Origin of the sequence: Streptomyces sp. NPDC001536 (genome assembly GCF_042894505.1) — a bacterium.
In the GTDB taxonomy this organism is placed as follows: domain Bacteria; phylum Actinomycetota; class Actinomycetes; order Streptomycetales; family Streptomycetaceae; genus Streptomyces.
The window spans coordinates 57,844-82,092 of record NZ_JBIAVQ010000016.1 but is presented as its reverse complement, the minus strand read 5'-3'; the positions used below and the strand labels follow the sequence as shown (position 1 = coordinate 82,092).

24 protein-coding genes are annotated in these 24,249 nt (G+C 70.8%); 8 read left to right on the top strand and 16 right to left on the bottom strand.

The features are described 5' to 3' along the window. Window positions 1–44 precede the first annotated feature (44 nt). A complete protein-coding gene (locus tag ACFY0U_RS35630) occupies window positions 45–776 on the bottom strand; it encodes a hypothetical protein (RefSeq protein ID WP_388642865.1) in 732 nt (243 codons plus the stop codon). Window positions 777–1,012: 236 nt separating this feature from the next. Here ACFY0U_RS35630 and ACFY0U_RS35625 point away from each other — a divergent pair, with 236 nt between their 5' ends. Further along, window positions 1,013–1,276, top strand: coding sequence for a GlsB/YeaQ/YmgE family stress response membrane protein (locus ACFY0U_RS35625; protein WP_388642863.1), 264 nt, complete (start codon window positions 1,013–1,015; stop codon window positions 1,274–1,276). Window positions 1,277–1,463: 187 nt separating this feature from the next. Here the strand turns inward: ACFY0U_RS35625 and ACFY0U_RS35620 are convergent, their stop codons facing one another. Genes ACFY0U_RS35620 through ACFY0U_RS35610 form a run of 3 tightly spaced genes read right to left on the bottom strand, consistent with a single transcriptional unit; the run spans window position 1,464 to window position 4,198 of the window. After that, window positions 1,464–2,483 carry a zinc-binding dehydrogenase gene (locus ACFY0U_RS35620; RefSeq protein ID WP_388642861.1) on the bottom strand — a complete coding sequence of 340 codons (1,020 nt, stop codon included), beginning with the start codon at window positions 2,481–2,483 and terminating at the stop codon, window positions 1,464–1,466. A gap of 10 nt (window positions 2,484–2,493) precedes the next feature. After that, complete coding sequence (locus ACFY0U_RS35615; protein ID WP_388642858.1) at window positions 2,494–3,354, bottom strand: fumarylacetoacetate hydrolase family protein; 861 nt, start codon at window positions 3,352–3,354, stop codon at window positions 2,494–2,496. 28 nt (window positions 3,355–3,382) lie between these two features. Next, complete coding sequence (locus tag ACFY0U_RS35610; protein ID WP_388642855.1) at window positions 3,383–4,198, bottom strand: IclR family transcriptional regulator; 816 nt, start codon at window positions 4,196–4,198, stop codon at window positions 3,383–3,385. Between the two features lie 47 nt (window positions 4,199–4,245). On the opposite strand from ACFY0U_RS35610, the gene ACFY0U_RS35605 reads away from it, so the two are divergent. After that, window positions 4,246–5,961, top strand: a complete 1,716-nt coding sequence (locus ACFY0U_RS35605) for an IlvD/Edd family dehydratase (protein WP_388642854.1) — start codon at window positions 4,246–4,248, stop codon at window positions 5,959–5,961. Here the strand turns inward: ACFY0U_RS35605 and ACFY0U_RS35600 are convergent. Next, window positions 5,953–6,948, bottom strand: a complete 996-nt coding sequence (locus ACFY0U_RS35600; protein WP_388642852.1) for a helix-turn-helix domain-containing protein — start codon at window positions 6,946–6,948, stop codon at window positions 5,953–5,955. The genes ACFY0U_RS35605 and ACFY0U_RS35600 overlap by 9 nt on opposite strands. Window positions 6,949–7,050: 102 nt before the next feature. Here ACFY0U_RS35600 and ACFY0U_RS35595 point away from each other — a divergent pair, with 102 nt between their 5' ends. The 3 genes from ACFY0U_RS35595 (at window position 7,051) to ACFY0U_RS35585 (ending at window position 9,224) form a co-directional block, all read left to right on the top strand. Continuing rightward, the gene (locus ACFY0U_RS35595) at window positions 7,051–8,082 is read left to right on the top strand and encodes a saccharopine dehydrogenase family protein (RefSeq protein WP_388642851.1); all 1,032 of its coding nucleotides are present in this window, start codon (window positions 7,051–7,053) and stop codon (window positions 8,080–8,082) included. A gap of 103 nt (window positions 8,083–8,185) precedes the next feature. Next, on the top strand, window positions 8,186–8,983 hold the full coding sequence (locus ACFY0U_RS35590; protein ID WP_388642850.1) for an SAM-dependent methyltransferase: 798 nt from the start codon (window positions 8,186–8,188) through the stop codon (window positions 8,981–8,983). A gap of 43 nt (window positions 8,984–9,026) precedes the next feature. After that, a complete protein-coding gene (locus ACFY0U_RS35585; RefSeq protein WP_388642847.1) occupies window positions 9,027–9,224 on the top strand; it encodes a hypothetical protein in 198 nt (65 codons plus the stop codon). 133 nt (window positions 9,225–9,357) lie between these two features. On the opposite strand, the gene ACFY0U_RS35580 is transcribed toward ACFY0U_RS35585, so the two are convergent. From ACFY0U_RS35580 to ACFY0U_RS35540, 9 genes are all read right to left on the bottom strand, one after another. Next, the gene (locus tag ACFY0U_RS35580) at window positions 9,358–9,723 is read right to left on the bottom strand and encodes a hypothetical protein (protein WP_388642846.1); all 366 of its coding nucleotides are present in this window, start codon (window positions 9,721–9,723) and stop codon (window positions 9,358–9,360) included. A gap of 104 nt (window positions 9,724–9,827) precedes the next feature. Next, window positions 9,828–10,517, bottom strand: coding sequence for a DUF6882 domain-containing protein (locus tag ACFY0U_RS35575; protein ID WP_388642845.1), 690 nt, complete (start codon window positions 10,515–10,517; stop codon window positions 9,828–9,830). 67 nt (window positions 10,518–10,584) lie between these two features. Further along, window positions 10,585–11,388 (bottom strand): maleylpyruvate isomerase family mycothiol-dependent enzyme, encoded by an 804-nt coding sequence (locus ACFY0U_RS35570; RefSeq protein ID WP_388642843.1) that lies wholly within the window; start codon window positions 11,386–11,388, stop codon window positions 10,585–10,587. 133 nt (window positions 11,389–11,521) lie between these two features. Beyond that, a complete protein-coding gene (locus ACFY0U_RS35565; protein ID WP_388642841.1) occupies window positions 11,522–11,971 on the bottom strand; it encodes an SRPBCC domain-containing protein in 450 nt (149 codons plus the stop codon). Beyond that, window positions 11,968–12,318: an ArsR/SmtB family transcription factor gene (locus ACFY0U_RS35560; protein ID WP_388642838.1), complete on the bottom strand. Its 351-nt coding sequence runs from the start codon at window positions 12,316–12,318 to the stop codon at window positions 11,968–11,970. The genes ACFY0U_RS35565 and ACFY0U_RS35560 overlap by 4 nt, the downstream gene beginning before the upstream one ends. Next, window positions 12,315–12,773, bottom strand: a complete 459-nt coding sequence (locus ACFY0U_RS35555) for an SRPBCC domain-containing protein (protein WP_388642837.1) — start codon at window positions 12,771–12,773, stop codon at window positions 12,315–12,317. Before ACFY0U_RS35555 ends, ACFY0U_RS35560 begins: the two co-directional genes overlap by 4 nt. A 94-nt stretch (window positions 12,774–12,867) precedes the next feature. Further along, entirely contained in the window at window positions 12,868–14,346 is a 1,479-nt protein-coding gene (locus ACFY0U_RS35550) for an oxidoreductase (RefSeq protein WP_388642834.1), read from the bottom strand. Window positions 14,347–14,604: 258 nt separating this feature from the next. Beyond that, a complete protein-coding gene (locus tag ACFY0U_RS35545) occupies window positions 14,605–15,030 on the bottom strand; it encodes a VOC family protein (RefSeq protein WP_388642831.1) in 426 nt (141 codons plus the stop codon). Window positions 15,031–15,083: 53 nt separating this feature from the next. After that, window positions 15,084–15,827, bottom strand: coding sequence for an SDR family NAD(P)-dependent oxidoreductase (locus ACFY0U_RS35540; protein WP_388642829.1), 744 nt, complete (start codon window positions 15,825–15,827; stop codon window positions 15,084–15,086). 239 nt (window positions 15,828–16,066) lie between these two features. Between ACFY0U_RS35540 and ACFY0U_RS35535 the strand changes: the two genes are divergently transcribed. The 3 genes from ACFY0U_RS35535 to ACFY0U_RS35525 all read left to right on the top strand — a co-directional run bounded on the left by ACFY0U_RS35535 (window position 16,067) and on the right by ACFY0U_RS35525 (window position 18,110). Continuing rightward, entirely contained in the window at window positions 16,067–16,543 is a 477-nt protein-coding gene (locus tag ACFY0U_RS35535; RefSeq protein ID WP_388642827.1) for an iron chaperone, read from the top strand. 28 nt (window positions 16,544–16,571) lie between these two features. After that, complete coding sequence (locus tag ACFY0U_RS35530; RefSeq protein WP_388642825.1) at window positions 16,572–17,336, top strand: 2-phosphosulfolactate phosphatase; 765 nt, start codon at window positions 16,572–16,574, stop codon at window positions 17,334–17,336. Window positions 17,337–17,420: 84 nt separating this feature from the next. Further along, window positions 17,421–18,110: a haloacid dehalogenase type II gene (locus tag ACFY0U_RS35525; RefSeq protein WP_388642822.1), complete on the top strand. Its 690-nt coding sequence runs from the start codon at window positions 17,421–17,423 to the stop codon at window positions 18,108–18,110. A gap of 48 nt (window positions 18,111–18,158) precedes the next feature. On the opposite strand, the gene ACFY0U_RS35520 is transcribed toward ACFY0U_RS35525, so the two are convergent. Both ACFY0U_RS35520 and ACFY0U_RS35515 read right to left on the bottom strand, forming a co-directional pair. Further along, entirely contained in the window at window positions 18,159–18,797 is a 639-nt protein-coding gene (locus ACFY0U_RS35520) for a hypothetical protein (RefSeq protein WP_388642819.1), read from the bottom strand. Between the two features lie 69 nt (window positions 18,798–18,866). After that, window positions 18,867–24,077, bottom strand: a complete 5,211-nt coding sequence (locus tag ACFY0U_RS35515; protein ID WP_388642816.1) for a family 43 glycosylhydrolase — start codon at window positions 24,075–24,077, stop codon at window positions 18,867–18,869. Window positions 24,078–24,249: the final 172 nt, after the last annotated feature.

Below are 24,249 nucleotides of genomic sequence, written 5' to 3'. Positions count from 1 at the left end.
GACGTCGATGGTGCCGCACAACGAGTGAGACGGCGACCGGCCGCTCACCTCGGGCGCATCAGGTCGAGGTCCGCTCCCCAGGCGTCCAGCACCGCCCCGTGTCCGGCCTTCCGGGCCGCTGACTCGACGCGGGTGAAGAGGCGGCGTTGCAGGGCCACGTCTCCCGTCCGTGCGACGCGGTCCACGGCGTCGAGGAGGAGGCCGGTGTCCCAGCCGGGCAGCGGATGGCGGGAGAGTTCCCACTCCAGGTACTTGTTGTAGGGACGGGGGCGGCGGTCGAGCGCGAAGAGCAGTTCCAGCAGGAACCGCACGCTGTCGGCGGCGTCGAGCCGGGCAGCGAGGCCGTGGCCGTCGCGCGCGTTCTTGACGGACCGGTAGAGGGAGTTGGCGTAGGCGTCGAGCCAGCCGCCCGCGTCCCGGTGCGCCTCGTCGGCGGCCAGGCGTGCCTTGTCGGCCAGGATCCGGGCGATGCCGCCGTCCAGCCGGTCGAGCACGACCTGGGCGCGGGCCAGGGCGTAGCGCTCGAAGCCGGGCATGCCGGCCGCGCGGAACTCGGTGAGCGAGAGGACGACAAGATCGAGCCCGCCGCTGCGATGGCCCTGGAACCGGGTGTCCGTCGTCGCGGTGTCGGCGAGAACGACGTACAGGTCGTGGTCGGAATGCAGGGTGACCATGCCCTCGTGGGCGCGGGAGCCCTTGAGGACCAGGCCGACGACGGCGGTGTCGGCGAGGGCCAGCCGCACGAAGGCGTCGTAGGTGAGGGGGCGAGCGGTCATGGGGTGATCTCCAGGGAGTCCGGCGGCATGGCTGTGGGGGCGGCCCCGCGGCCGGGGCGCCCGTACCGTCCGCGGCGGCGCTCGGCCGCCGCCCGGGAGATCAACGCACAGCCGGACGGTATGCCTCGACCGGCCCCGTCCGCAGCCGATTTCGGGGCCGGGAAAACGGATCTGCGTGGCATCGACTCGAACGGGCACTCGTATGCCACCAACGAGTGAGGGGTGGCATACCGCCCATGGAGATTTCAGGCGTCATCAGCGCGATCGTGATCGGCATCGTGATCGGTGTGCTCGGCCGGCTCGTCATCCCCGGCCGTCAGCGCATCGGCATCCTGTGGACGATCGTGATCGGTATCGTCGCCGCGTTCATCGGAACCGGCATCGCCTCAGGCCTGGGAGTCGCCGACACCGACGGCGTCGACTGGGCCGAGTGGCTCATCCAGATCGCCCTCGCCGCCCTCGGCGTCGTCGCGATCAGCAAGGTGAAACTGCGCCGTTGACGGAAGGCGCCGCAGCGCATCGCCGACCACCGGGCGCGCACGGTGAAGGGCCGCACCCCGCGACGGGTGCGGCCCTTCACGATGACGGGATGCTCACGCCGTCCGCGTCACTGGTGTGCGGGCCCCACCGCTCGCCGCCATGACGCGCCCCACCTCCGCAGAGAGCTCGGGACCTCGTCCCGCCCCCTCACCGCCCGAGTCGAGGGTCGACATGCACCTTCGGACCTGGCCCCGCACCCGCCGGACGCGAACCGGCGAGCACCGGGCCGACCTCGTCGAGCCCCACGGTGGCGGCGACCAGCGGTCTGGGGTCCACCGATCCGTCGGCGTAGGCCTTGATCGTCGCGTCGAGGCCGGGGGAGGCGGACAGGACGCCCACCGCCGTCACGTCCTTGAGGAGGAGCGTGCGATGGTCGAGCCGGGCGGGTTCGCCGGCCAGCCCGATGTACACCACGCGGCCGGCCGGTTCGACCAACTCCAGGGCGCGGTTGGGGAGATGGGGCGCGGTCGAGGCGTCCACGACCGAGTCGAACGGCAGGTCCGGCAAGGACCGTTCCGTCCACACGTGCGCGAAGCCCAGCGCGCGGGCGAACGCGAGGGAGGCGTCCGTGGCACCCATCAGATGCACCTCCGCACCGGCCGCCCGCAGGAACATCGCGACCAGCAGCCCGATCGTCCCCGGGCCCAGCACCAGGGCCCGGTCACCGGGACGCGGCGCAGCGGCCTGCGCGGCGCGCAGAGCGTTTCCGCCCGGCTCCACCAGCGCGCCGAGCTCGGCGTCGACGGAGTCGGGCAGGGCGTGCAACGAGGAGGCCGGTACGGCGAGTTGTTCCGCGAGCGCCCCTGCCCGGGCACCGCGGATACCGACCTCCTGCCGCTTCTCGCACACATGCTGATTGCCCCGCAGACAGCGACGGCACGTGCCGCAGCCGAGCATCGTGTCGCCCATCACCCGGCGCCCGAGCCAGCCGGGATCCACCCCGTCACCGACCACGGCGACGCGCCCGGACCACTCGTGCCCCAGCCGCACGGGATACGCGGAGTGCCCCTGATGGAGATAGGCCATCTCGCCGGTGAAGAACTCCACGTCGGTGCCGCACACACCGACCCGCTCGACGTCGACGACCACCTCACCGGGACCGGCCACCGGCGCCGGGAGGTCCTGGACCTCGTACGTGCCCGGGCCGGTCAGTACGAAAGCACGCATCGAGAGCCGCTCACCGGGGCCCGAGGACATGCTGGCGCTGCGCGCCGAGCCGTGTGATGCCCAGCTCCATCACGTCACCCGGCTGGAGATACACCGGCGGGGTGAGACCCATGCCGACGCCGGGCGGGGTACCGGTGTTGATGAGGTCGCCGGGCTCCAGGACCATGAACTGGCTCAGGTAGTGCACGATGAAATACGGGTCGAAGACCATCGTCTTGGTGCTGCCGGTCTGGCGCCGCACGCCGTTGACGTCCAGCCACATGTCCAGCGCGAGGACGTCGTCGATCTCGTCCGCCGTGGCCAGCCACGGTCCCGCCGGGTTGAAGGTCTCCGCGGACTTGCCCTTGGCCCACTGCCCGCCGCGCTCCAGCTGGAAGCCGCGCTCGCTGACGTCGTTGACGACCACATACCCGGCGATGGCGTCGCGCGCCTCCGCCACCGAGTCCAGATAGCTCGTGCGCCTCCCGATCACTATGCCGAGCTCCACCTCCCAGTCGGTCTTGGTGGAACCCCGCGGGATGCGCACGTCGTCGTCCGGGCCGATCAGCGTGTTCGGCGACTTGGTGAACAGGATCGGCTCGTCGGGCACGGCCATGCCGCTCTCGGCGGCGTGGTCACGGTAGTTGAGCCCGATGCACAGGATCTGGTGCGGACGGGCGATGGGGGCGCCGACACGCTCGCCGGCGAAGCGGGACACCCGACCCGCCGCCGTCCGCTCGGCCACCAGCGGGCGTACGCGGTCCAGGCCGTCCGAACCGAAGAACGCCTCGTCGAAGTCGGTGACGACGTCGGAGAGGTCGACGTACGTCTCGTCGTCGACGCGGGCGACGGGCTTCTCGGCGCCGGGGGCACCGATGCGCATGAGGTACACGGGGCTGTCTCCAGGGGTGGTGGGGGCTTCAGTCGCCCGGGTCGTCCAGCAGGGCACGGATCTCGTCGAGCGCGTCGACCAGGGAGGCGAGCGGTGTCCGGTAGGCCAGCGCGCTGATGCTCACGGCTCCGGAGGGGGCCGTCGGGGAGGTGAGATAGACCGGCAGGGCAAGGCAGTTGACCCCGGTCTCGTTCTCCTGGTCGTCGACGCCGTACCCGCGCTCCCGCGTGGCCACGAGCTCACGGTGCAGCTCGGCCGCCGTGCACAGACTCCGTGGCGTACGGCGTTCCAGGCCCGAGTCTCCGACCCACGCGTCGACTGCCTCCAGTGACGTCAACTCCCGGGCCAGCAGCAGCTTTCCGACGGCCGTGGTGTGGGCGGGGTTGCGCCCGCCGATCGTCGACGTCAGCCGGACGGCACCGGAGGGCGGATCGACCTTGGCGCGGTAGACGACCTCATGGCCGTCGAGCACCGCGTAGTGCGCCGTCTCACCGAACCGGCCGGCCAGCGCGTCGAGCAGGGGACGGACCCGGACATGATCGGGCCGCACCTCGTGGTGGGCGAACGCCATGCGCAGGAACTCGTCCCCGAGTACATAACGGCCGCGCGCGTCCTGGTCGGCCAGCCCCGCCCGGCGCAGCGCCCCCAGCGCCCGGTGCACGGTCGGCTTGGGACTCCCGATCACCCGGGTCAGCTCCTCAAGGCCCACGCCCTCGGGATACCGGGCGAGCTCCTTGAGGACCGCGAGCACCCGGTCCGACCCCACGAGTCGGCTGCCGTCGACGCCGGTCGCGCCGTCCGTGCCGGGGTCTGTCGGTCCGTCGTACGTCTGCGTAGGCTTCATCGCGTTCCGAACAGTAGACCGCCGTACCGACTATTGGAAGGGACCCCATGGTGAGGCTCCGCAGCGCGCAGTGGTACGCGGGTCAGGACCGCAACGGATACATCCACCGGGCGTGGATGCGCCGGGGCGTGCCCGCCGACGCCTTCACCGGGCGGCCCCAGATCGCCATCGCCAACACCGCATCCGACCTGACCCCCTGCAACGCACACCTCGACGAGGTCGCGGCCTCGGTGCGCAACGGTGTCTACGAGGCGGGCGGCATCCCGCTGGACCTGCCCGTCGTGTCGCTCGGCGAGACGAACGTACGGCCCACCGCGATGCTCTGGCGCAACATGGCCGCGATGGCCACGGAGGAGATGCTGCGGGCCAACCCCCTGGACGGCGTCGTGCTGTTGGGCGGCTGCGACAAGACGATCCCGTCGCTGCTCATGGCGGCCGCCTCGGTGGATCTGCCCGCGGTCGTGGTCCCCGGCGGCCCGATGCTCAACGGCACTTTCCGCGGCGGCCTGCTGGGCTGTGGCACCGGGGTGTGGCAGCTGTCGGAGGAGGTGCGGGCGGGCACGCTCTCCCAGGAGCAGTTCACCCGCTCCGAGTCCTCGATGATCCGCAGCCGCGGACACTGCAACACCATGGGCACCGCCTCGACGATGGCACTGGTGGCGGAGGCGCTGGGCACGGTACTGCCCGGTGTGGCCGGCACCCCCGCCCCCGACAGCCGGCTCCTGGAGGCCGCGCACCACACCGGACGGCTGGCGGTGGACATGGTCGCCGCCGACCGGCGCCCTGGCACCTTCCTGACCAAGGGCTCCTTCCACAACGCGATCGTGGCGCTGGCCGCAGTGGGCGGCTCGACCAACGCGGTCGTCCATCTCCTGGCGATCGCGGGCCGGTTGGGCATCGACCTGACCCTCGACGACTTCGACCGCATCGGCTCGCGCGTCCCCGTCCTGGTGGACCTCCAGCCGGCCGGCCGCTTCCTCATGGAGGACCTCCACCGCGCCGGGGGACTCCTCGCCGTCCTGCGCGAGGTCCGCGACCTGCTCGACCCCGACGCGCTGACCGTCACCGGCGAACCCCTGGTCGGCTTCCTCGACGACGCCGCCGTCTGGGACGCCGAAGTCATCCGCCCCCGGGCCGAACCCCTTGTCTCCGAGGGCGGCATCGCCGTCCTGCGCGGCAACCTCGCCCCCGACGGGGCCCTCGTCAAACCCGCCGCCGCCTCCCCGCACCTGCTGCGCCATCGCGGCCGCGCCGTCGTCTTCGACTCCGTCGAGGACTTCCACGCCCGCGTCGACGACCCCGACCTGGACGTCGACGCCGACTCCGTCCTCGTCCTGCGCGGCTGCGGCCCCAAGGGCTACCCGGGCATGCCCGAGGTCTCCAACATGCCGCTGCCGAAGAAGCTCCTCGAACAGGGCGTCCGCGACATGGTCCGCGTCTGCGACGGCCGGATGAGCGGCACGGCGTACGGCACGGTCGTCCTGCACGTGGCCCCCGAAGCCGCGGCCGGCGGACCGCTGGGGCTGGTGCGCACGGGCGATTTCATCACGCTCGACGTCGAGGCCCGCCGGATCGACATCGACGTACCGGACGACGAACTCGCCCACCGCAAGCCGGACCGGGCCACCATCGACGGTTTCGCCGCGCCCCGCCGCGGCTGGGAGCGGCTCTACGTCGACCACGTCCTCCAGGCGGACACCGGGGCCGACCTCGACTTCCTCGTCGGCTCCAGCGGGTCCGAGGTCAGCCGTGAGTCACATTGAGCGTGTGCCCCCAGAGGTGAGGGAGCGTTCCTCCGTTCCGCCCGTCCCGGACCGTGCGCGGAAGGTGCGGCGATAGGTGTCCGGGGGCACGCCGACCGTGCGGTTGAAGTGCCGGCGCAGGGTCGTGGCGGTGCCCATGCCGGTGGCTGTCGCGATGGCGTCGACGCTGTCGTCGGTGGCCTCCAGCAACTCCTGGGCGCGGCGGATGCGTTGGGTCAGCAGCCACTGGAGCGGGGTGGTGCCGGTCGTCTCCCTGAAGCGGCGGCCGAGGTGACGTGAGCTCATCCGTGCCTGACGGGCCAGGTCCTCCACGGTCAGCGGTCGGTCGAGCCGCTCGACGACCCAGGGGAGCAGCGCGCCGAGCGGATGGCCGTCGCGGGTCGGCACCGGCGCGGCGACGAACTGCGCCTGGCCGCCCGCCCGGTGCGGTGGCACCACCAGGCGGCGGGCGACGGTGTTGGCGACGGCCGAGCCGTGGTCCAGCCGGACCAGATGCAGGCACAGGTCCATCGCGGCGGCCTTGCCGGCGGAGGTGAGCACGCTGCCGTTGTCGACGTAGAGCACGTCCGGGTCGACCTCCACCTTCGGATAGCAGGCGGACAGCGCCTCGGTGTGCGCCCAGTGCGTCGTCGCCCGCTTCCCGTCCAGCAGGCCGGCGGCGGCCAGCACGAAGGCTCCGGTGCACAGGGAGGCCACGCGCGCTCCGGCCTCGTGGGCCGCCCGCACCGCGTCGACCAGTGCGGCGGGCGGATCCACGTCGATGTCCGCCCAGCCGGGGACGATCACGGTGTCGGCCCGGGCCAGCTGCCCGAGCCCGTGGTCGGGCTCCAGCAGGAAGCGGCCGACCCTGACGGCCCGCGACCCGCAGACGACCACGTCGTACCAGGGGACGGTCACCTGGTCCGGGGCGGAGCCGAACACCTCGTAGGCCAGGGACAGTTCGAAGTGCAGCATCCCGTCGGTGACGGCCAGAGCGACAGAGGTCATGTCCGAAAGTGTACGGGGCAGGTCGTTCCAGACACTCACACCGCGGCACCCGTTCTCGCCAGGATGTTCTCGACGGACCGAACGACAACGGGGAGAGAACCCATGGGATCGGCTCAGACGGTGACGGTGTACGGCGCGTACGGGCACACCGGACGTTTCGTGGTGGCGCATCTGCTGGATCGCGGGTTCGTCCCCGTGCTCTCCGGCCGTGACGCCGGCAAGCTGCGGGAGCTGGCCGCCGCCTTCCCGGGCCTCGACGTCCGGCCCGCGGCCGTCGACGACACGGCCGCCCTCGACCGTGCCCTGGCCGGCGCGGACGCCGTGATCAACAGCGCGGGCCCCTTCGCGACCACCGCCGCCCCTGTGATCGAGGCGGCCCTGCGCGCCGGGATCCCCTACGTGGACGTGGCCGCCGAGATCGAGGCCAACGCCGACACCTTCACCCACTTCGCGGACCGCGCCCGGGCGGCGAAAGCGGTGATCGTCCCCGCGATGGCCTTCTACGGCGGGCTCGGCGACCTCCTGGCCACCGCCGCGATGGGCGACTGGACGACCGCCGACGAGGCCCACATCGCCTACGGGCTGAGCAGCTGGCACCCCACCGCCGGGACCCGGGCCGCGGGCGCCGTCTCCCACGGCCGGCGGGGCGGGCAGCGCGTGCGCTACACGAAGGGGCGGCTGGAGTACCACGACGACCAGCCGACAGTTCTGAAGTGGCACTTCCCCGAGCCGATGGGCATCCGGGACGTCATGGGGGAGTTCACCATGGCCGACGTCGTCACCATCCCCAGCCATCTGGCCATCCCCGAGGTGAGCACCCACATGGCGAGCGAGGCGGCCAAGGACCTCGCCGCCTCCGACACACCGGCACCCACCGCGACCGACGACGACGGACGCTCCGACCAGACCTTCCTCGTCGACGCCGTCGTCCGCTCCGGCGGCACCGAACGGCGCGCCGTGGCCAGGGGCCGGGACATCTACGCCGTCACCGCGCCGCTCGCGGTCGAGGCGGTCCACCGCATCCTCACCGGGCGGACCAGGACGGTCGGGGTCGCCTCCGCCGGCGAGATCTTCGACGCGCCCGACTTCCTCCGCGCGCTCGCGCCGCACATCTCCGTCGAGCTGCACGCGTAGCGGCGACCGGAACCAGGGCCACAGGCACGGAAGTTGATGTGCGAAGCTGTCCCCGCCGCGGGCGGCGAGCGGGCCGTGGCGGGCGTCGAGAGGAGCGCAGGTGATGGGCGACGGCGTGCGTGGCGAGGAGATCGACACCAGCAGACCGCACCCTGCCCGGATCTACGACTATCTGCTGGGCGGCAAGGACAACTACGAGGTCGACCAGCGAGCCGGCGACCAACTCGCCGCCGCCGCACCCGAGGTACGGATCGGTCTGCGCGCCAACCGCGGATTCCTGCGGCGCGCGGTCCGCCATGTCGTTGCCGAGGGCGGCGTGCGCCAGATCCTCGACATCGGCACCGGTCTGCCCACCTCGCCGAACGTCCATGAGATCGCCCATGAGGTGGCACCGGACGTACGGGTCGCGTACGTCGACAACGACCCGATCGTCAAGACACACGGCGACGCCCTGCTCAGCAGCGGCGGCACCACCAGCATCGTGCTCGGCGACCTCCGGGACCCGCGTGCCGTCGTGGACCACCCCGACATCCGCAAGGTCATCGACTTCGACGAGCCGGTCGCCCTGCTCCTCGTCGCGATCGTCCACTTCCTGACCGACGCGGACCGGCCCGAGGAGATCGTCGCCACCCTGCGCGACGCCCTTCCCTCCGGCAGCTACCTCGTCCTCTCCCACGCCACCGGCGACTTCGCCGACCGCACCGCGGCCCAGGCCGTCTACAACAAGGCCACCGCCAGCCTGAACCTCCGCTCCCGCGCCGAGGTCGAGCGCTACTTCGACGGCTTCGACCTCATCGAACCCGGCCTCGCCCAGGCTCCGTTCTGGCGCCCGGACGCTCCGCCGCCGCCCGGGTCCGAACTGATCGGCTTCTACGGCGGCGTGGCGCGCAAGCGCGACTGATCGCCGCACCGGGTTCCGCGTCAGCCGACAGAGGGGGAGCGCCGTGGCTTCATACGCGGTCACGGCCCTGACCGAACGGGCCCGGTGGCGTCGTGCGCAGACCGAGCGCTGGCAGGAGAAGAAGTTCGACGTGTACGCGCGGTACAGCAACGCGCTCAAGGAACAGATCTGGATCACCCGCTGCATGTGCGCGAGCAGCGGCAGGACGCACAGGGATGGACCCGGGACTCCCAGCGGGTGAGCCGCCGACGCGACGAGTTCTACACCCGCGCCCGGAGCGAACTGGGGGTGGCCGGTCCGCCACCACCCTCCGGCAACTGGCCCCGCGCCTGGCAGCCCGCCGACTGACCGGTCCCCGGCGGTGGACTCCTACGTCACGCCCGTTCCCCTGGCCGCGACCGCTGAGCGGCCAACAGAGCGGCCACGCCCACCACCCCCAGCACGCCGGCGGACTGGAAGGCGCGTGAGGAACGCCAGGACAGTACCGACCACTTCGACTGCGCGGACAGGCACGAGCCCGTGCTCAGCCATGATCCGAACGAGACCAGTGACAGCGCCGACCCGATCGAGCCCACGGACAGCGCGCTCCCGATCGATCCGACGGACAGGGCCGAGCCGACCGACCCGATGGACAACACCGATCCCACGGAGCCGATCGACAGCACAGAGTCCTGCGACCACAGGGACAACACGGAGTTCGAGCCGGCGGGGTGGGTCGACGTTCCGGATGGTTTCGTCATGAGGCCATCCTGCCCGCCGCCACCGCGGGTTCGCATCCGATGGGTGCCACGAGGACGGCCATGGGCGGTGACCGCCGCCCCAGGACCACAGCGGTCCCGATCGCTCAAGGCAGAGCCTTCACCTGCACCCCCGAGATCCGCCCCGCCGTGTCGAAGCCCACCTCGACCGCGTTGCCCCCGCCCAGGTCCGCGACGATCCGGTCGTCCTCGGAGCTGTAGGGCACGTCGTGGTGATCGAAGTAGCCGCCGACGACATGGCGGGCCGAGTATCCGATCACCCCCGCCCCGGTGAGGAGGATCCGAGGCAGCGTGACCGGGTCCAGGCGGGCGCGGGGGACCCGGGCGTCGTCCGGCAGGAAGTAGACCTGCGTGGCCGGGCCCGCCGGCACGCCGATGTACCCGGGCGACTCGGCCACCCCCATGCCCGTGAAGGCGAGCATCTCGGCGGCCCGCCGCGGATCGGCGAACCCGGCCAACGGCACGATCTCCTCCGCCAGTTCGGCGATCCCGTGCACCCGCCCGTACCGTCGGACCGCACCGGTCAGCGCCACCACCTCGGTGCCCCGCAGCCCCGGATTGGCCCAGCCCCACATCCAGGACTGCTGGTCCATGTCATACGTCCCCAGCACCGCCACCCGCAGCTCCAGATCCCCCTGCTGGTACACGCAGGACGGCAGATCGGCGGTCCACGGCCCCTCGGGCAGAAACGTGCCCAGCGCGTCGAGCTGGGCCGCGCCCCACGCGGCATGCCGTTCGGCCTCGATCAGGAACGCCTCGCTGAATTCGCTCACCATGCCCCGACCCTATGAGGCCGCCGGATCACACCTCGAACAGGGGCGTCATGGCGCCTGGCTTCCCGGCCTACTTACGGAGCCAGAACCCGGACCGCTCCAGCCACAGCGACAACAGGTCCGCGTCCCCGAACACCTCGACCGACGCGTCGGCCGGGGTGCGACGGCCGTAGAGCAGCAGCACGAGGTCGGTGAGCGGGGCACGTACCGCGACCGCGGCCTTCTCGTGGGCGTGGCGCCAGGTGACCGGTACGCCCGTGAGGTCCACCAGCCACTCGGCGTCGGGCGCGTCGGTGGCGTGCAGGTGCAGTGTGCGGCCGGGTCCGGTGAGCGGCGGGGCGTCGGGCCCCGCGGCCTCCAGTACCCGGGGCAGTGCGCCGAACCCCATCCACTCGTCCAGGGCGTCCCGCGCCAGTTCCTCTCGTACGGCGAAGGCGGCGCCCGTGACGAAGGCGGCGTCGGCGGCGTGCAGCGTCGTCTCATGGGTCATCCGCCGGGCCCAGAAACCGGCGACACCGCTCGGCGCGACCGTCCACACCGGGGCGTCGGGACCGGCCTCGCGCAGCGCACCGGTCAGTTCCGCGGCCCCCTCGGCGAGCCAGGCGTCCAGGTCGGCGGCGGACTCGGGACCGGGCGAGAAGACGTCGTCCACCAGGTCGTGGGCGACGGGACCGGTGGCCCGGCTCCGGACGATCTGCGCCGCCCACCGATGGGTTCCCCCGACATGCCGGGCGAGCTGGGTGAGGTTCCACCCGGGACAGCTGGGAACGGGCGTCGCGGCCGGCCCCGCCTCGGCGGACCGCACGGCCGCGCGCAACTCGTCGGCACGGGAGCCGATTTCGGTGCAGTAGACGTCATGCTTCACATCACTCACCGAGCCACGGTAAGCCGGACCGGGCCCCGCCTCAACGCGGATTCGCGACCGGCCGGCTCCCCGCACCGCCCGTGCAGTCGGATCGCCGGACGCCCTGTGCGACCAAGGACGCTTCTACGGCGCCTAGCGCCTTCTAATGCCAGTCGCTGATGCGGACATCGTCAGGTGCGGGCCTGCCGTGGCCCGTCTCCACGTACTCCTTGAGGCTCATCAGGAACAGCGCCCACTTCGTACTGCAGTGGTGCATGAACTCGACCGGCTCGCGCCAGCCCTCGTGCTTGAACAGGACGATCGTGTACCCGTCGTTCCGGCTGAGGGCCCAGTCGATCTCGGTGCCGATCCATTCCGCGGGGCCGTCCGTGACGCGCCACCGCACATGGCCGGCGGGGTCGAGTTCCAGGATCTCCATGTCGAAGCCGCCGACGTCGCCGAAGCGGAACGCCAGTCGGCCGCCGACCTCGCTCTTGCCGGTGGTGTCGGTGGTCCACCAGCCGGCGAGGCCCTCGGGTGTCGCGATCGCCCGGTAGACGTCGTCCAGCGGCGCGACGGCGCCGATTCGATGCAGGATGTCGACCATGGTCATGCTCCTTCCGTGGTGGTGCGGTTGCGTTCGATCGCTTCCGCGATGTGTTTGATACGGCGGAGTCGGGCGTCCCAGGTGGCGCCGACCGCGGCCAGTTGCGCGACCGCGCGGGCGAGTTGGGCCTCGTCGACGCGGTAGCGCCGTTCCCGTCCGGCCGGCTCGGCGTGGACCAGCCCGACCCGGTCGAGGACGGCGAGGTGCTTCGACACGGCCTGTCGGGTGACGGGGAGGCTCGTGCTGAGCGAGGTGGCGGTCCCCGGTCCGGACGCGAGGAGCAGGTCGATCATGGTGCGCCGGGTCGGGTCGCCGATCGCCGACCACAGGTCGTCGTCGACCGGCGTGCTCATCGGGCCGACGCCAGCCGCGCGGCGTACGCGCCCAGCCGTGGGAGGTAGTGCTCCCAGCCGTTGACGTGATCGCGGTACTGCTCCTCCAGTACGGCGATCTCCCAGCCCATCTCGCGGAACCCGGTCTCCGTCATCCGCACCAGGGTCCCCGTCCGCGTCGGGACGAGATCGAAGGTGACCAGCAGCGAGTCCCCACCGCGTTCGGCGTCGGTGTAGCACCACCGGAACGCGAACCGTTTGGGAGGGTCGACCTCGACCACGGTGAACGCGACGGTCTTGGTCTCGCCCGTCGCCTTGTCACGCCAGAAGAGCTCTCCGGGCGCCCCTTCCGCGGTCTCGAAACGCGCGTCGTCCGGCCACCACTCCCGCATGTGTTCCGGTCGGCTGACGACCTCGAAGACCACTTCGGGTGACGCGTCGACGTGGAGATCGCGCTCGATGCTTCCGTACTCCATCCCCGGCTCCCTTTTGCAACCATCGGTTGCGTATCACCGTACGACCAAAGGAGCCATTGTGCAACCATCGGTTGCCGATCGGGGAAGGGAGTGGTCAGCTCCGGTTCAGGGTCCGGGTGATGCCGGCGAGGACCGCCGTCGTGAGGATCCAGCCCGCCGCGATGAGGGCGTACGACAGCCAGGCGGCCGTTCCGCCGTCCCAGTACCAGGACGTGCGCTGGCCGAGACCGCCGATGGGGATCAGCAGGTCGAGTGTGTAGACGAAGGGGTTGAACGGGGGCACCTGGCCGGGGTCGGTCGCCGTGGGCGTGTGGGTGGCGAAGACCGTGGTGCCGAGCAGGACGAGCGCCGCGAGCCACACTCCCGCACGCCACGGACGGTAGCCGTAGCCGACGGTGGCCTCCAGGAGGTGACCCCACAGCCGGGCGGGCGGGGACAGGGTCTTCCTGCGATCGCGCTGCTTGGCCAGCAGGACGCGCCGGGCGTCGTCGTCATGGCCGATCTGCCGGTACCAGGCCGCCAGCTGCTCGTACGGCTGGGCGGCGTACCCCGGATGCCGTCGCACCCATGCCACACGGCGCTCCACGGACGATCCCTGGAGTTCGCTGCTCTCGTGCAGGGAGCCGTAGGTGAAGCCCTGGAGCCGCACGCTCTTCGGCCAGACGTCCTCCCGGTCGTGGAAGGCGACGGCCCGGGCGTCCTCCAGATCCACCACCCCGGACGGCGGCCCGGCCGGGGTGAAGACGACGACGCCCGCCTGCATCCGGGCGCAGTCGAGCGCCGTGCCGTCGGCCCGCAGCACGGCGGCGTCGAAGGTCACCTGGTCGGTGATCTGCGTGCCCCGCAGACTGACCGTCCCCTCGGCGGTGAACCCCTCGGACAGCGCCATGCTGCTCACCACCGCGTGGTCGGCGAGGAGCGCCACGCCCCCGGGGTTGTGCAGCCGCGCCCGCTCCATGTGCAGGCCACCGAGCAGCTGGGCGCCCACGAGCCGGACGCCGCCGTGCACGGTGGTGGCACGGCAGAACAGCCCGCCCTCCATGACGAGCCCGCCGGCGAACAGGGCCCAGCCGCCGGGTTGCGAGAGCACCGCGTGGCTGAGCGCCAGCTCACCGGTCAGGCGCGCGTTCAACAGCTTCACGGCACCGCTGACGACCGTGTGGCGCAGGGCGACCCTGCCCTCCACCCTGGCCATGCTGAGGTCGAGCCCCGGCAGTCTGCTGCCCTTGATCTCGATCGTCCGGGTGGTGGCGCCGTACAGTCCGGCGCCCTGCTCGAACCAGCACCCCTCGAACCGCATGACATGCCCGATCTCGGCCCCGCCGAGCTCCAGCGCACCGCTGATCCGCGCGCCCGCGATCCGCAGCGCCGGCACGGCCCCCGGCCGGGCCGGATTCGCGCCGAGGAGCAGCGCCGCCACGACACCGGCCCGCACGATCCGCTCGTCACCCCAGTCGCCCCCGCCGCCGGGTTCGTCCTCCGCCTCACCCGTACGGAAGTCCACCGAACGACCCGTGGGATACGCGTCCCACAACTGCCGCTCCGCCGACGTGAGTTCCTCGTACGCATACACGCCGGAAGACTAACGGGCAGGAACCGCCGCTGATCGACACTGACCCCGAACCGTCGTCGTCAACAGTTGGGCGAAGTACCCGAGTCGGTGTGGGACCGGACCGAGCTCCAGGTGCCGAACCGAGACGACGGCAGCCTCTATCTGCACGACAACGAGTTGGCCGAACTCCCGCAACCTGGTCCAACTGCCCCACTGGGTGGTGGAGTTGCCCGCCCTGGAGAAGCTGGACCCGCGCCGTGCCGTCGGCCTTGCCGTTCCTCAGACGACAGGCTCCCCGACGCCCAGGAGGTTCCCCTCGCTGTCCCGGAACCAGGCGGCGCGCTCGCCCCGGGCGCCCTTGCTGGGATAGTTGCCGTCGATGTCCGCGATGGAGTCCTTGGTGCGGAGCCCGGGCAGGTCGACGTCCTCGAAGACCACACCGCGCCGCTTGAGCTCCGCCACCACGGCGTCGATGTCGTCGACCTCCCAGCCCATCTGAGTGAAGGTCCCGGCCGAGGCTCCCGTGGAGATGAAGAGGGCGAAGTCCGTGCCCGAGCACCGGTACAGCAGCCCACCGGGCCGTTCGTCGACGGGCTCCAGTCCGAGCTTCTCGGCGTAGAAACGTCGGGCCCGCTCCAGGTCCCGGGCGGGCAGCCGGGCCGCCACCCGGCCCCGGGCCAGCGTGTTCCTGTCGTCTGTGTCCATACGTCCACTGTGCCGCCGGCCTCGGCCGGGCGCAGGGGACGCGCGGCCACCTCTCAGGTCAGGTTGAGCCCGCCGTCCAGGACGATGACCTCACCGGTGAGATAGGTGCTGGCGAGGACCGAGGCCACGAGGCCGGCGACGTCGGAGGGCTGGGCGGGGCGGCCCATGGGGGCGCGGTCGCGCCACACCTCGTGGGCGTGCGTCCAGTCCTTGGTCATGGGGGTGTCGACCAGGCCCGGGGCGATGGCGTTGACCCGTACGTCGGGTGCGAGGGCGGCCGCGAGGAGCCGGGTGACGTGGTTGAGCGCGGCCTTGCTCGCCGCGTACGGCACCGACGAGCCCTTGGGGCGCACCCCGGCATGGCTCGTGATGTTGACGACGCAACCGCCGACAGGGGACCGGCGCAGCGCGGGAAGGGCGGCCGTGCAGAGCACCCAGGGCGCGATCAGGTTGACCTCCAGCAGCTGCCGCCAGTCCGCCGGTGTCGCCGCCGCGAGGTCGTGGTGGGGGATGGGCCGGCTGATGCCCGCGTTGTTGACCAGGACGTCCAGCCGGCCGTAGTGGCCCAGCGCCTCCTCCACCAGGGCGCGCGCCTCGTCCTCGACCTCCAGGTCGGCCTGCACGTACGCGCCGCCGAGCTCCGCCGCCAGCGCCTTGCCCGCTTCCGCGCTGCGCCGCGAGTGCACGACGACACGCATCCCGTCCGCCGCCAGCCTGCGCGCGACGGCCTCCCCGATGCCCGAGGTGGACCCGGTGACCAGGGCGACGGGGCGATCCGCTTGTTCGATGCTGCTCATGCCTGCGGATCTTGCCATGCCTCCCCGGGCCCGGCGCCGACGAGCGTGCCGCAGCGACCTCTGTACCCCCACCCGTAGCAACTTCGGCCACGAGGCTGACAACAGCCGCCGACGCTGCTTTCCTGTCACTTCGGAGTTGGTCCCCTGGGCTCCATCCGATCAGTTTCGGAGAAGCCGCTGCGCCGGAGGATTCCTAACCTGGTGTCATCCCACCAAGGCTCGTACGAGAGGAATCTGCCATGAAGAGCTCGCAGACGTCGGACAAGAGCGGCGGCACGGCAGGCGAGAAGTACGACGGCTTCACGGAGGAGGAGCGGGGCGCGATGAAGGAGCGCGCCCAGGAGCTGAAGGCGTCCGCGCGGCGGGGCCGTGGGTCGGCCAAGGCGGACCCGGAGACCGACGTACTGGCGAAGATCGCCGAGATGCCGGAGGCGGACCGCGTCCTGGCCGAGCGGCTCCACGCCGTCGTCAAGCAGAGCGCGCCGGAACTCGCGCCGAAGCTCTGGTACGGCATGCCGGCCTACGCAAGGGGCGGCAAGGTCGTCTGCTTCTTCCAGAGCGCGCAGAAGTTCAAGACGCGCTACGCCACGCTCGGCTTCAGCGACCTGGCGAACCTCGACGACGGCCCCCTGTTCCCGACCGCCTACGCGCTGACGGACCTGACCGGCGACACCGAGGAGCGGATCGCCGCCCTCATAGAGAAGGCCGTGAGCTGAGGCGCTGACCCTGCCAGACTCGGCCGGTATGAGCGACTGGTTCCTCCAGCAGGCGTACGGCGTGCGATTCGAGTGGGGTCCGTCCGGTGCCCGGCGGTTGGGGCGAGAGGCCGCCTGTCTCGTGGTGGTGGACGTGCTGTCGTTCACGACATCGGTGAGCGTGGCCGTCGAGGCGGGGACCGAGGTCTTTCCCTACGCCTGGCGTGATGAGACTGCGGCCGCCTTCGCCCGTGAGAAGGCGGCCGCGCCGGCCGTGGGCCGGCGAGCCGCCACTGCGGAGTCACCGTGGTCACTGTCCCCGGCGGCACTTCGGAAAGCCCCGTTCACTCCCCGTCTCGTGCTGCCGTCACCCAACGGATCGGCCATCGCGGCGGCGGCGGACGGTGCGACGGTCGTCGCCGGCTCTCTTCGCAACGCGTCAGCCGTCGGACGATGGCTGGCTCGGCACGGCTACGGCACGAGGGAACGCCCGGTCGCGGTGATCGGCGCGGGGGAGCGGTGGCCGGACGGATCCCTGCGGCCCGCGCTGGAGGACCTGCTGGGAGCCGGCGCCGTCATCACCGCCCTGGCAGCGCAGGGCGCCGATGCGCTCTCGCCAGAGGCGGCTGCCGCGAGGTCCTGCTTCACGGGGACTCCCGACGTGGCCGCCGCCGTGACGGCCTGCTCCTCAGGCCTGGAACTGTCCCGCGGCGGCTTCTCCGACGACGTGACCATCGCCGTCGAACTGGACGCCACCACGATCGTGCCCGTCCTGACCGACGGAGCCTTCAGCGCGCCCGGGAAGCGCGCCTAGCCGGATCGGGAATCAGGGCGGTCGCTCGTCGCGTTGCCCCCACAGCTGCTCTCCCGTCCCAGCTGCGTCCAGGAGACCTCCCGTATGGCAGAGCCGGAGATCGACGCCGTCGTGTTCGACGTGCTCGGCACCCTCGTCGACGAGCCCGCCGGTCTGCGTGCCGGTATCCGTGAACTCGCCCCGAAGTTCGACGATTCCGGGATCGAGGAGCTTCTGTCGCTGTGGCAGCGGCACATCGAGAGCGAACAGCGCCGCGTCCTCGACGGCGTCCGGCCCTACGTCCCCACCGACGTACTGGACCTGGAAGCCGCCCGCCTGGTCGCCGACGCCGCCGGAGTCGACGACCAGGCGGCGGTGACGGCGCTGTCCCGGTCAGGTCGCCGGCTCCCGCCGTGGCCCGACACCGTGGCGGGGCTCGCCCGGCTCGCCGAACGGTTCCCGCTGATCGGACTCTCCAACGCGAGCCGGACGGCGCTCCTGGAGATCAACGCCCACGCCGGACTGCGCTGGCATCAGGCCCTGTCCGCCGAGGACGCCCGGACCTACAAGCCGGACCCGGCCGTCTACCGACTCGCTGTCACCGTCTCGGGCCGGCCGCCGGAGCGACTCCTGATGGTGGCCGCCCACGCCTGGGACCTGCGCGGAGCACAGAGCCTCGGCCTGCGCACCGCCTATGTGGCCCGCCCGGTCGGTGACGCGCCCAAACCCTCGGACCGATTCGACTTGCACGCCGTCGACTTGAGCGATCTCGCCGACCACATCGGCCGTATGTAGGGGAATGCCTGGGGGAGTTCAACACCCCAGGCATTCCCGGTCGTGGGATTACAGTCCGTCACGCACCATGGCGGCGACGATCTGTACGTGGCGGTCGGCCGCCGTACCGGACATCTCGTTCTCGTAGTTCAGGCCGTAGGGCCAGAAGTGGCCGCCACCCGTGGACAGTTTGGCGCTCGAGCCGTCGAACTGCCTGACCAGCGCCGTGGCTTGCGCACCGGTCCAGGTGCCGCTGCCGCCGAGAGCGGACCAGCCCGAGCTCGTCCCCACCCCGATGGTGTGGGCGATCTCGTGCAGGGCGGTCCTCTCGGTCATGTAGCTGCGGTTGCCGAAGCGGATGGTGCCGTTGATGTTGCCGTCGGCGGTGGGCACGCTCGGGTCGTAGCGCACGGTGATGCTTTTCCCCAGGTTGCTGAGGTTGTTGTAGCGCGCCACGGCCGCGTTCATGGCCGCCGTGATGAGGTTGTACGCCGTCTGCTGGTCCGCCGTGGGACTGCTCGCCCGTTCCAGGGTCCAGGTGATGGTGGCCGCCGCCACCTGCTCCTGGGGAACGGGCGCCGCCTTCGGCGTGGCCTGCGCGACGCCGGGCCCCGCGAGCAGGGCCGCGGCGAGCGCGGTGACGGCCAGGGTGGTGCGCCGGGCTATGGACGGTCGAGGGCTGTACTCCTTGTTCTGACGTGGGCTCATATGGGGTCCTCCTGTGGGGGGTTGGCCGTCGAGTGGGGGGACGGCATGGCCGGCATGCCCGGCCGGGGCTCACTCCCGACGGTCGCCGATGGTGACCAAACCGGTGATCTTCGAGCCGGTGACGTTGTCGTAGACGACATCACCACCGGACGTCTTCCAGATCCTGACGTGGAAGCTGTCCGGGGTATCGGTGGCGGTGACCCGGAAGGCGTATCCGCCGACGCCGTTGACCGTTCCGGAGCCCTGGTAGACGGCCTGGGTGCCGGTGACCACGAGCCAGTCGGAGCCGGTGGAACGGAACTTGAGCTTGGCCGGGCCGAAGTCCAGGGACAGCTGGCCGAGAGGGACGGAGAGCGGGTTCGTGTAGAAGGCGGTGAAGAAGAAGGCGGCCTTGCCGGTCAGCGTCGGCTTGGCGGGGTAGGCCCCGGCCGGCGAGGTGAAGACGCCGGTGCCGAACGCGGGTCCGGCGTCACGGTCGTAGACGATCAGCTCGGGGAGCGTCCGGCTGTCCGAGGCGCCTTCGTCGTCGGTGACGGTGACCACCGGCTTGCGGATACCGGCCTTGCGGTAGGTGTGTTCCGCCCGGCAGCCGGACGCGGTGACCGTGCCGGCCGTCGGCTCGGTGCCGTCCTTCCAGTCGACCGTGCAGGTGTGGGTGTCACGGGTGCCCGGGTCGGTGAACTCGGCCGTGACGACCGCCCGCTTGCCCACCGACACCGGGGACTTGGGTCCCGTGGCGGAGGTGAGGGCCGGTGCCGCGTTGGCGACCTCGACGGTCGCCGTGTCGCTGCTGCGGCCACCGGTCAGCGTCACCGTGAACGTGCCGTCGTCGGTGCAGGTGAGCGTGGTGCTCGCGGCCCCGGGGTCGGCGAAGGTGCAGGGCGCCCCCGCCTCGGCCGTCCAGTTCGCGGTGCCCGCGCCGGAGACCGTGCCGTTGAGCTGGATCGTGGCGCCTTCCTTGCCGGAGGCGTCCGCGCCGGCCCGGGCGATGGTGACCGGGTCGATGCTCTCCAGGGTGGGGACGACCTTCTTGATCAGACCGTCGGCGTCGAACTCCAGCTTGTCGATGGTGGTTTCGCGGTGCGTGCCGTCGCCGCCGGGGACGGCGAAGCGGTGGTAGACGATGTACCAGTCGTCGGAGTTCGGGACGTGGACCACCGAGTGGTGGCCGGGGCCCTTGATGCCGAGCGAGAGGTCCTTCTCCAGGATCACGCCCCGCTTGGTCCAGGGACCGGTGGGCGAGGCGCCGGTGGCGTAGGCGACCTGGTAGTTCTCGTCACGTGTGTCGTTCTCCGACCACATGAAGTAGTAGGTGCCCTTGCGCTTGATGACGAAGGAGCCCTCGTTGTAGTTGCTCGGCGTGATGTTGGTGACCTTCGAGGCGTCGAAGGAGACCATGTCGTCGTTGAGCGGGACCACATAGGCGCGGCCGTTGCCCCAGTACAGGTACGACGTGCCGTCGTCGTCGGTGAAGACCGCCGGGTCGATCATCTGGCCCGTGTAGTCACCGGCCTTCAGCAGCGGCTTGCCCAGGGCGTCCTTGAAGGGGCCGGTCGGCGAGTCCGACACCGCGACGCCGATGTTCGCGTCGGCGCAGAAGTAGAAGTAGTACTTGCCGTTCCGCTCCTCCATCGCCGGCGCCCAGGCCCTGCTGTCCGCCCAGGAGACGTCCGGACCGAGGTCCAGGATGACGCCGTGGTCGGTCCAGTGGACCAGGTCCTTGGAGGAGTACGCCTTGAACTGGGTACCGCTCCAGCCCTCGAAGCCGTCCGTGGTCGGGTAGATGTAGAAGGTGTCGCCGAACCTGACGACGTTCGGGTCCGCGTTCAGGCCCGGCAGCACCGGGCTCTTCATCTCCACGGCCGACACCGTCCAGGTGCGCTTCTTTCCGTCCGAGCCCGTGACCTCGTAGGTCACCGGCTTGGTGAAGTCGCGCAGGGTGCCGGAGGCGGGGCTGATGCTCGCGCCGTGGGCGAGGGTGAACTCCGGTGCCAGGGCGGTGACATCACTGCCCGGGGTGAGCGGGAGGACGATCTTGCTGTCCTTGTCGGTGATGATCGCGTCGGTCTTCAGAGCCGGGTGGGTCGCCCCCGCGATCCCGGTGGTGTTGCCGCTGAGCTCCAGGACCTCGGCGGGCGTCAGGGCCCGGTTGTAGATCCGGAAGTCGTCGACCTCGCCGCCGAAGTACGGGTCGGGGGAGTAGAGGGACTTGCCGATGTAGCCGGAGTAGTCCTTCGCCGAGTCGTACAGGTCGGACGGCTTGATGGTGACCCCGTTGACCCGGGCCGTCTCGGCGCCGTCCACGTAGAGGATCGCCGTCTCGGTCGCACCGTCCAGGGTGACCGTGAGGTGCTGCCATTCGCCGGCGGTGAGCCGGGAACCGCCGATCATCTGCTTCTCACCGGACCAGGTGGCCTTGGTGATGGCGGAGAACAGCTTGCCGCCGCCGTTGGACGGGGTGGCGAACAGGTACTTGTTGCTGTCCGGACCGAGTCCGAACAGCCACTGGAAGTTGTCGCCGCCCTTCCACTTCACGTATGTGGAGACGGTGACGCTGCTGGTGTCCTTCAGGACGCCGCCCGGGATCTTGACGTACGGCGAGCTGGAACTGCTGCTGCCGCCGGACATCTTGAACGAGCCGCCCTCGACGCCGGTCCCGAAGTCGGGCGTACGGACGTAGGTGCCGTGGTAGCCGTGGCCGCTGGAGTCACGGGCGATGCTGCCGCCGGTCTCGTCGAAGTCGTAGTGCAGGAGAAGGTCGGCAGGGACGTCCGTACCCTCGGTGGAGACCGTGACCTCGGCGCTGACGTCGATCGCGGAGTCGCCCGCCAGGTCGCCCTTCACGGTGAAGACGCCGGCCTGCGCGTACTGCGATGCGGCCACGTCCTCCCAGGTGACGGCGACGGGCCGCTTCACACCGTCCGCGGACTCGGCGATGACGGTGGCGGGCAGGACCGGGGCCTGTCCGATGCGTGTCTCGACCTTGACGTCCTCGGCGCTCGTGATGATCTGGTCCGGCTGGTAGGTCTTCAGCAGCCGGTCGTACTCGGCCTGGGTGACCGGCAGCACCGTGCCGTGCCGGGGCCTGGACGGCAGGTCGTAGCCGGTGGACGGGGTCCAGACACCGGAGGCCAGGTCGGTCGTCTCGAAGGGGATGTAGCCGCGTCCGCCGAACTCGTCGAGGAACGCGTACCACTTCTCCTCGGTGTTCGACTTGAACACCAACGGGCCCTCGGCCGCGCTCATCTCGCCCTTGCCGATGCCCTCGGCGACGGCGGTCCAGGAGAGGTTGCGGAGCGTGTCGCTCTTCTCCTCGAAGATGAACTTGCTGTTGGGCGTGGAGGAGGTGTTGTTCCGCTCGTCCTTGGAGAGGCGGTAGTACTCGCCGTCGTGCTGGATGACGGTCGAGTCGATGACCGAGTAGCCGCGGTCGACCCAGACCTTGGGCTCGCTGAAGGTGTAGAAGTCACGGGTCGTCGCGTACATCATGCGGTTGTACGTGTCGCCGGAGTGCGCCTCGTTGTCGTACAGCTTGGAGGCCCAGAAGACGACGTACTCGCCGAGCTTCTCGTCGTAGTACGCCTCGGGGGCCCAGGTGTTGCCGGCGGAGTCCGGGGAGACCTTCACCAGGCGCTGGTCGGTCCAGTTCACCAGGTCGGTGGACTCCCAGACCATGATGGACTTGCTGCCGGTGCGCTGGGAGGCGTCCCAGTCGCCGTTGCCGTAGATCCTGAGGTCGGTGGCGATCTGGTAGAACTTGTCGCCCTCGGGGGAGCGGATGATGAACGGGTCGCGCAGGCCCTTCTCGCCGAGCGTGGAGGTCAGTACGGGCTTGCCGTCGTTCAACTCCCGCCACTTCAGCGGGTCGTTGCCCTTGCTGAGCGCGGCGTAGAGCTGCTCGCCGTCCGAGGTGCCCTCGCCGGTGAAGTAGCTGAACATGTAGCCCTTGAGGGCTTCCTGCCTCGGCAGCTCCGGGACCTTCGCGGTGAAGGTGCGGGTCGTCTTCGCTTCGCCCTTGGTGACGGTGGCGGTCAGCTCGGCGGTCGTGGCGCCGTCGCCGTGCGCGGGGCGGTGGACCACGCCCTCGGCGGAGACGACGTCGGCGTTCGCGGAGGACCAGGAGACCTTGGTGCCGAAGTCGCCGTCGGCCGGGAGTGTGAGGTTGCCGCGCACGTCGTCGAGGTTGTGCACGGTCAGCGCTTCGGCGGCCTGCTTGACGGCGGTCGTGTCGTCGAAGTCGGGCAGGACCGTGACCTCGAAGGTCTTGGTGGCGCTGACGGTGCCCTTCTTCAGGGTCGCCGTCAGCGTGGCGTGGCCGTCCGGCTCACCGGCGGCGGGGCGGGTCACCGCGCCGGAGTCGGAGACCACGTCGGTGTTGTCGCTCGCCCAGGTGATGGAGGAGCCGCCGGCCGTGCCGGTCTTCGGCAGGGTCAGATCGGCGGTCACCGCGCTGGTGTCGCCCAGGCTGAGGGCGGCCTTGTCGGCAGCCACGCCCTCCTCGGCGACGGGGAGCGAGAGCTGCTCGACCTCGGAGCCGGCCAGCGCCCGGACGTAGACCCGGAAGTCACGGATCTTGCCCTTGAAGAGCTTGTCGCTCGTGTAGACCGACTTGCCTATGTAGTTGGCGGTCGTGGTGCCCGAGCCGATCGACCCCGGGGTGATGGAGACCGAGGTGTTGCGGCCGACCTCGATGCCGTCCTCGTACAGCACGGCCGTGTTGCCGGTCTGGGTGTAGGTGAGCTGCTTCCACACCGAGCGGGTCAGGTTGTGCGAGTCGGTGGGCCGGGTGTTCTGCTCGGTCGACCAGTTGCCGGACGCGATGGCGGTGCGCAGCGAGTTGCCGGTGGCGAAGAGGTAGCCGTTGCCGGCGCCGCTGGTGGTGTTGCCGAAGCCGTAGATGAAGTACGGGCCCACCTGCGACTCGTCCATCAGCACGTCCATGGAGACGCTGATGGAGTCCATGCCCTTCATGACGTCGTTCGGGACCTTGATGTAGGTGTCCGAACCGTTGAAGGCGAGGCCCTGGCCGGTGCCCGTCCAGCCGGCGGTGCCGTTGACCGTGCCGTCGCGGCCGTTGCCGGAGGCGTCGGTGACGGTGGTGCCGGAGGAGGCGTCGAGCTTGTACCAGAGGGCGAGCCCGTCGGTGACGTCCGCGGTGTCCGCGGCCTGCGCGGGGACGAGGGGTGCGGTGAGGCCCAGGAACAGCGAGGCGACGGTCAGGCCGGCGAGGCGGCCCGCCCGGCGTCTCGCGCGGGTGCGCGGACGTGCGAAGTGCGTCATGTGGGGTTTCCCTGCTGAGGCATGGCTGACGGGGGAGGGAAAAGGCATGGCGGAGCGAGCCGTTGACGGGAGTGGTCCCGGCCGTGGACACCCTGGCGTTTCGGCTGTGTGACGTCGTGTTGCGAGAGTGTCAAACGGGGTGTGGTGCAGCGTCAAGAGGTTTCGAACAATG

Excerpts from the sequence above, each read along its gene's own strand:
- ACFY0U_RS35630 (WP_388642865.1), bottom strand. The coding sequence starts at position 776 with ATGACCGCTCGCCCCCTCACCTACGACGCCTTCGTGCGGCTGGCCCTC.
- ACFY0U_RS35625 (WP_388642863.1), top strand. The coding sequence starts at position 1,013 with ATGGAGATTTCAGGCGTCATCAGCGCGATCGTGATCGGCATCGTGATC.
- ACFY0U_RS35620 (WP_388642861.1), bottom strand. The coding sequence starts at position 2,483 with ATGCGTGCTTTCGTACTGACCGGCCCGGGCACGTACGAGGTCCAGGAC.
- ACFY0U_RS35610 (WP_388642855.1), bottom strand. The coding sequence starts at position 4,198 with ATGAAGCCTACGCAGACGTACGACGGACCGACAGACCCCGGCACGGAC.
- ACFY0U_RS35605 (WP_388642854.1), top strand. The coding sequence starts at position 4,246 with ATGGTGAGGCTCCGCAGCGCGCAGTGGTACGCGGGTCAGGACCGCAAC.
- ACFY0U_RS35600 (WP_388642852.1), bottom strand. The coding sequence starts at position 6,948 with ATGACCTCTGTCGCTCTGGCCGTCACCGACGGGATGCTGCACTTCGAA.
- ACFY0U_RS35595 (WP_388642851.1), top strand. The coding sequence starts at position 7,051 with ATGGGATCGGCTCAGACGGTGACGGTGTACGGCGCGTACGGGCACACC.
- ACFY0U_RS35590 (WP_388642850.1), top strand. The coding sequence starts at position 8,186 with ATGGGCGACGGCGTGCGTGGCGAGGAGATCGACACCAGCAGACCGCAC.
- ACFY0U_RS35580 (WP_388642846.1), bottom strand. The coding sequence starts at position 9,723 with ATGACGAAACCATCCGGAACGTCGACCCACCCCGCCGGCTCGAACTCC.
- ACFY0U_RS35575 (WP_388642845.1), bottom strand. The coding sequence starts at position 10,517 with ATGGTGAGCGAATTCAGCGAGGCGTTCCTGATCGAGGCCGAACGGCAT.
- ACFY0U_RS35565 (WP_388642841.1), bottom strand. The coding sequence starts at position 11,971 with ATGACCATGGTCGACATCCTGCATCGAATCGGCGCCGTCGCGCCGCTG.
- ACFY0U_RS35560 (WP_388642838.1), bottom strand. The coding sequence starts at position 12,318 with ATGAGCACGCCGGTCGACGACGACCTGTGGTCGGCGATCGGCGACCCG.
- ACFY0U_RS35555 (WP_388642837.1), bottom strand. The coding sequence starts at position 12,773 with ATGGAGTACGGAAGCATCGAGCGCGATCTCCACGTCGACGCGTCACCC.
- ACFY0U_RS35545 (WP_388642831.1), bottom strand. The coding sequence starts at position 15,030 with ATGGACACAGACGACAGGAACACGCTGGCCCGGGGCCGGGTGGCGGCC.
- ACFY0U_RS35540 (WP_388642829.1), bottom strand. The coding sequence starts at position 15,827 with ATGAGCAGCATCGAACAAGCGGATCGCCCCGTCGCCCTGGTCACCGGG.
- ACFY0U_RS35535 (WP_388642827.1), top strand. The coding sequence starts at position 16,067 with ATGAAGAGCTCGCAGACGTCGGACAAGAGCGGCGGCACGGCAGGCGAG.
- ACFY0U_RS35530 (WP_388642825.1), top strand. The coding sequence starts at position 16,572 with ATGAGCGACTGGTTCCTCCAGCAGGCGTACGGCGTGCGATTCGAGTGG.
- ACFY0U_RS35525 (WP_388642822.1), top strand. The coding sequence starts at position 17,421 with ATGGCAGAGCCGGAGATCGACGCCGTCGTGTTCGACGTGCTCGGCACC.
- ACFY0U_RS35520 (WP_388642819.1), bottom strand. The coding sequence starts at position 18,797 with ATGAGCCCACGTCAGAACAAGGAGTACAGCCCTCGACCGTCCATAGCC.
- ACFY0U_RS35515 (WP_388642816.1), bottom strand. The coding sequence starts at position 24,077 with ATGACGCACTTCGCACGTCCGCGCACCCGCGCGAGACGCCGGGCGGGC.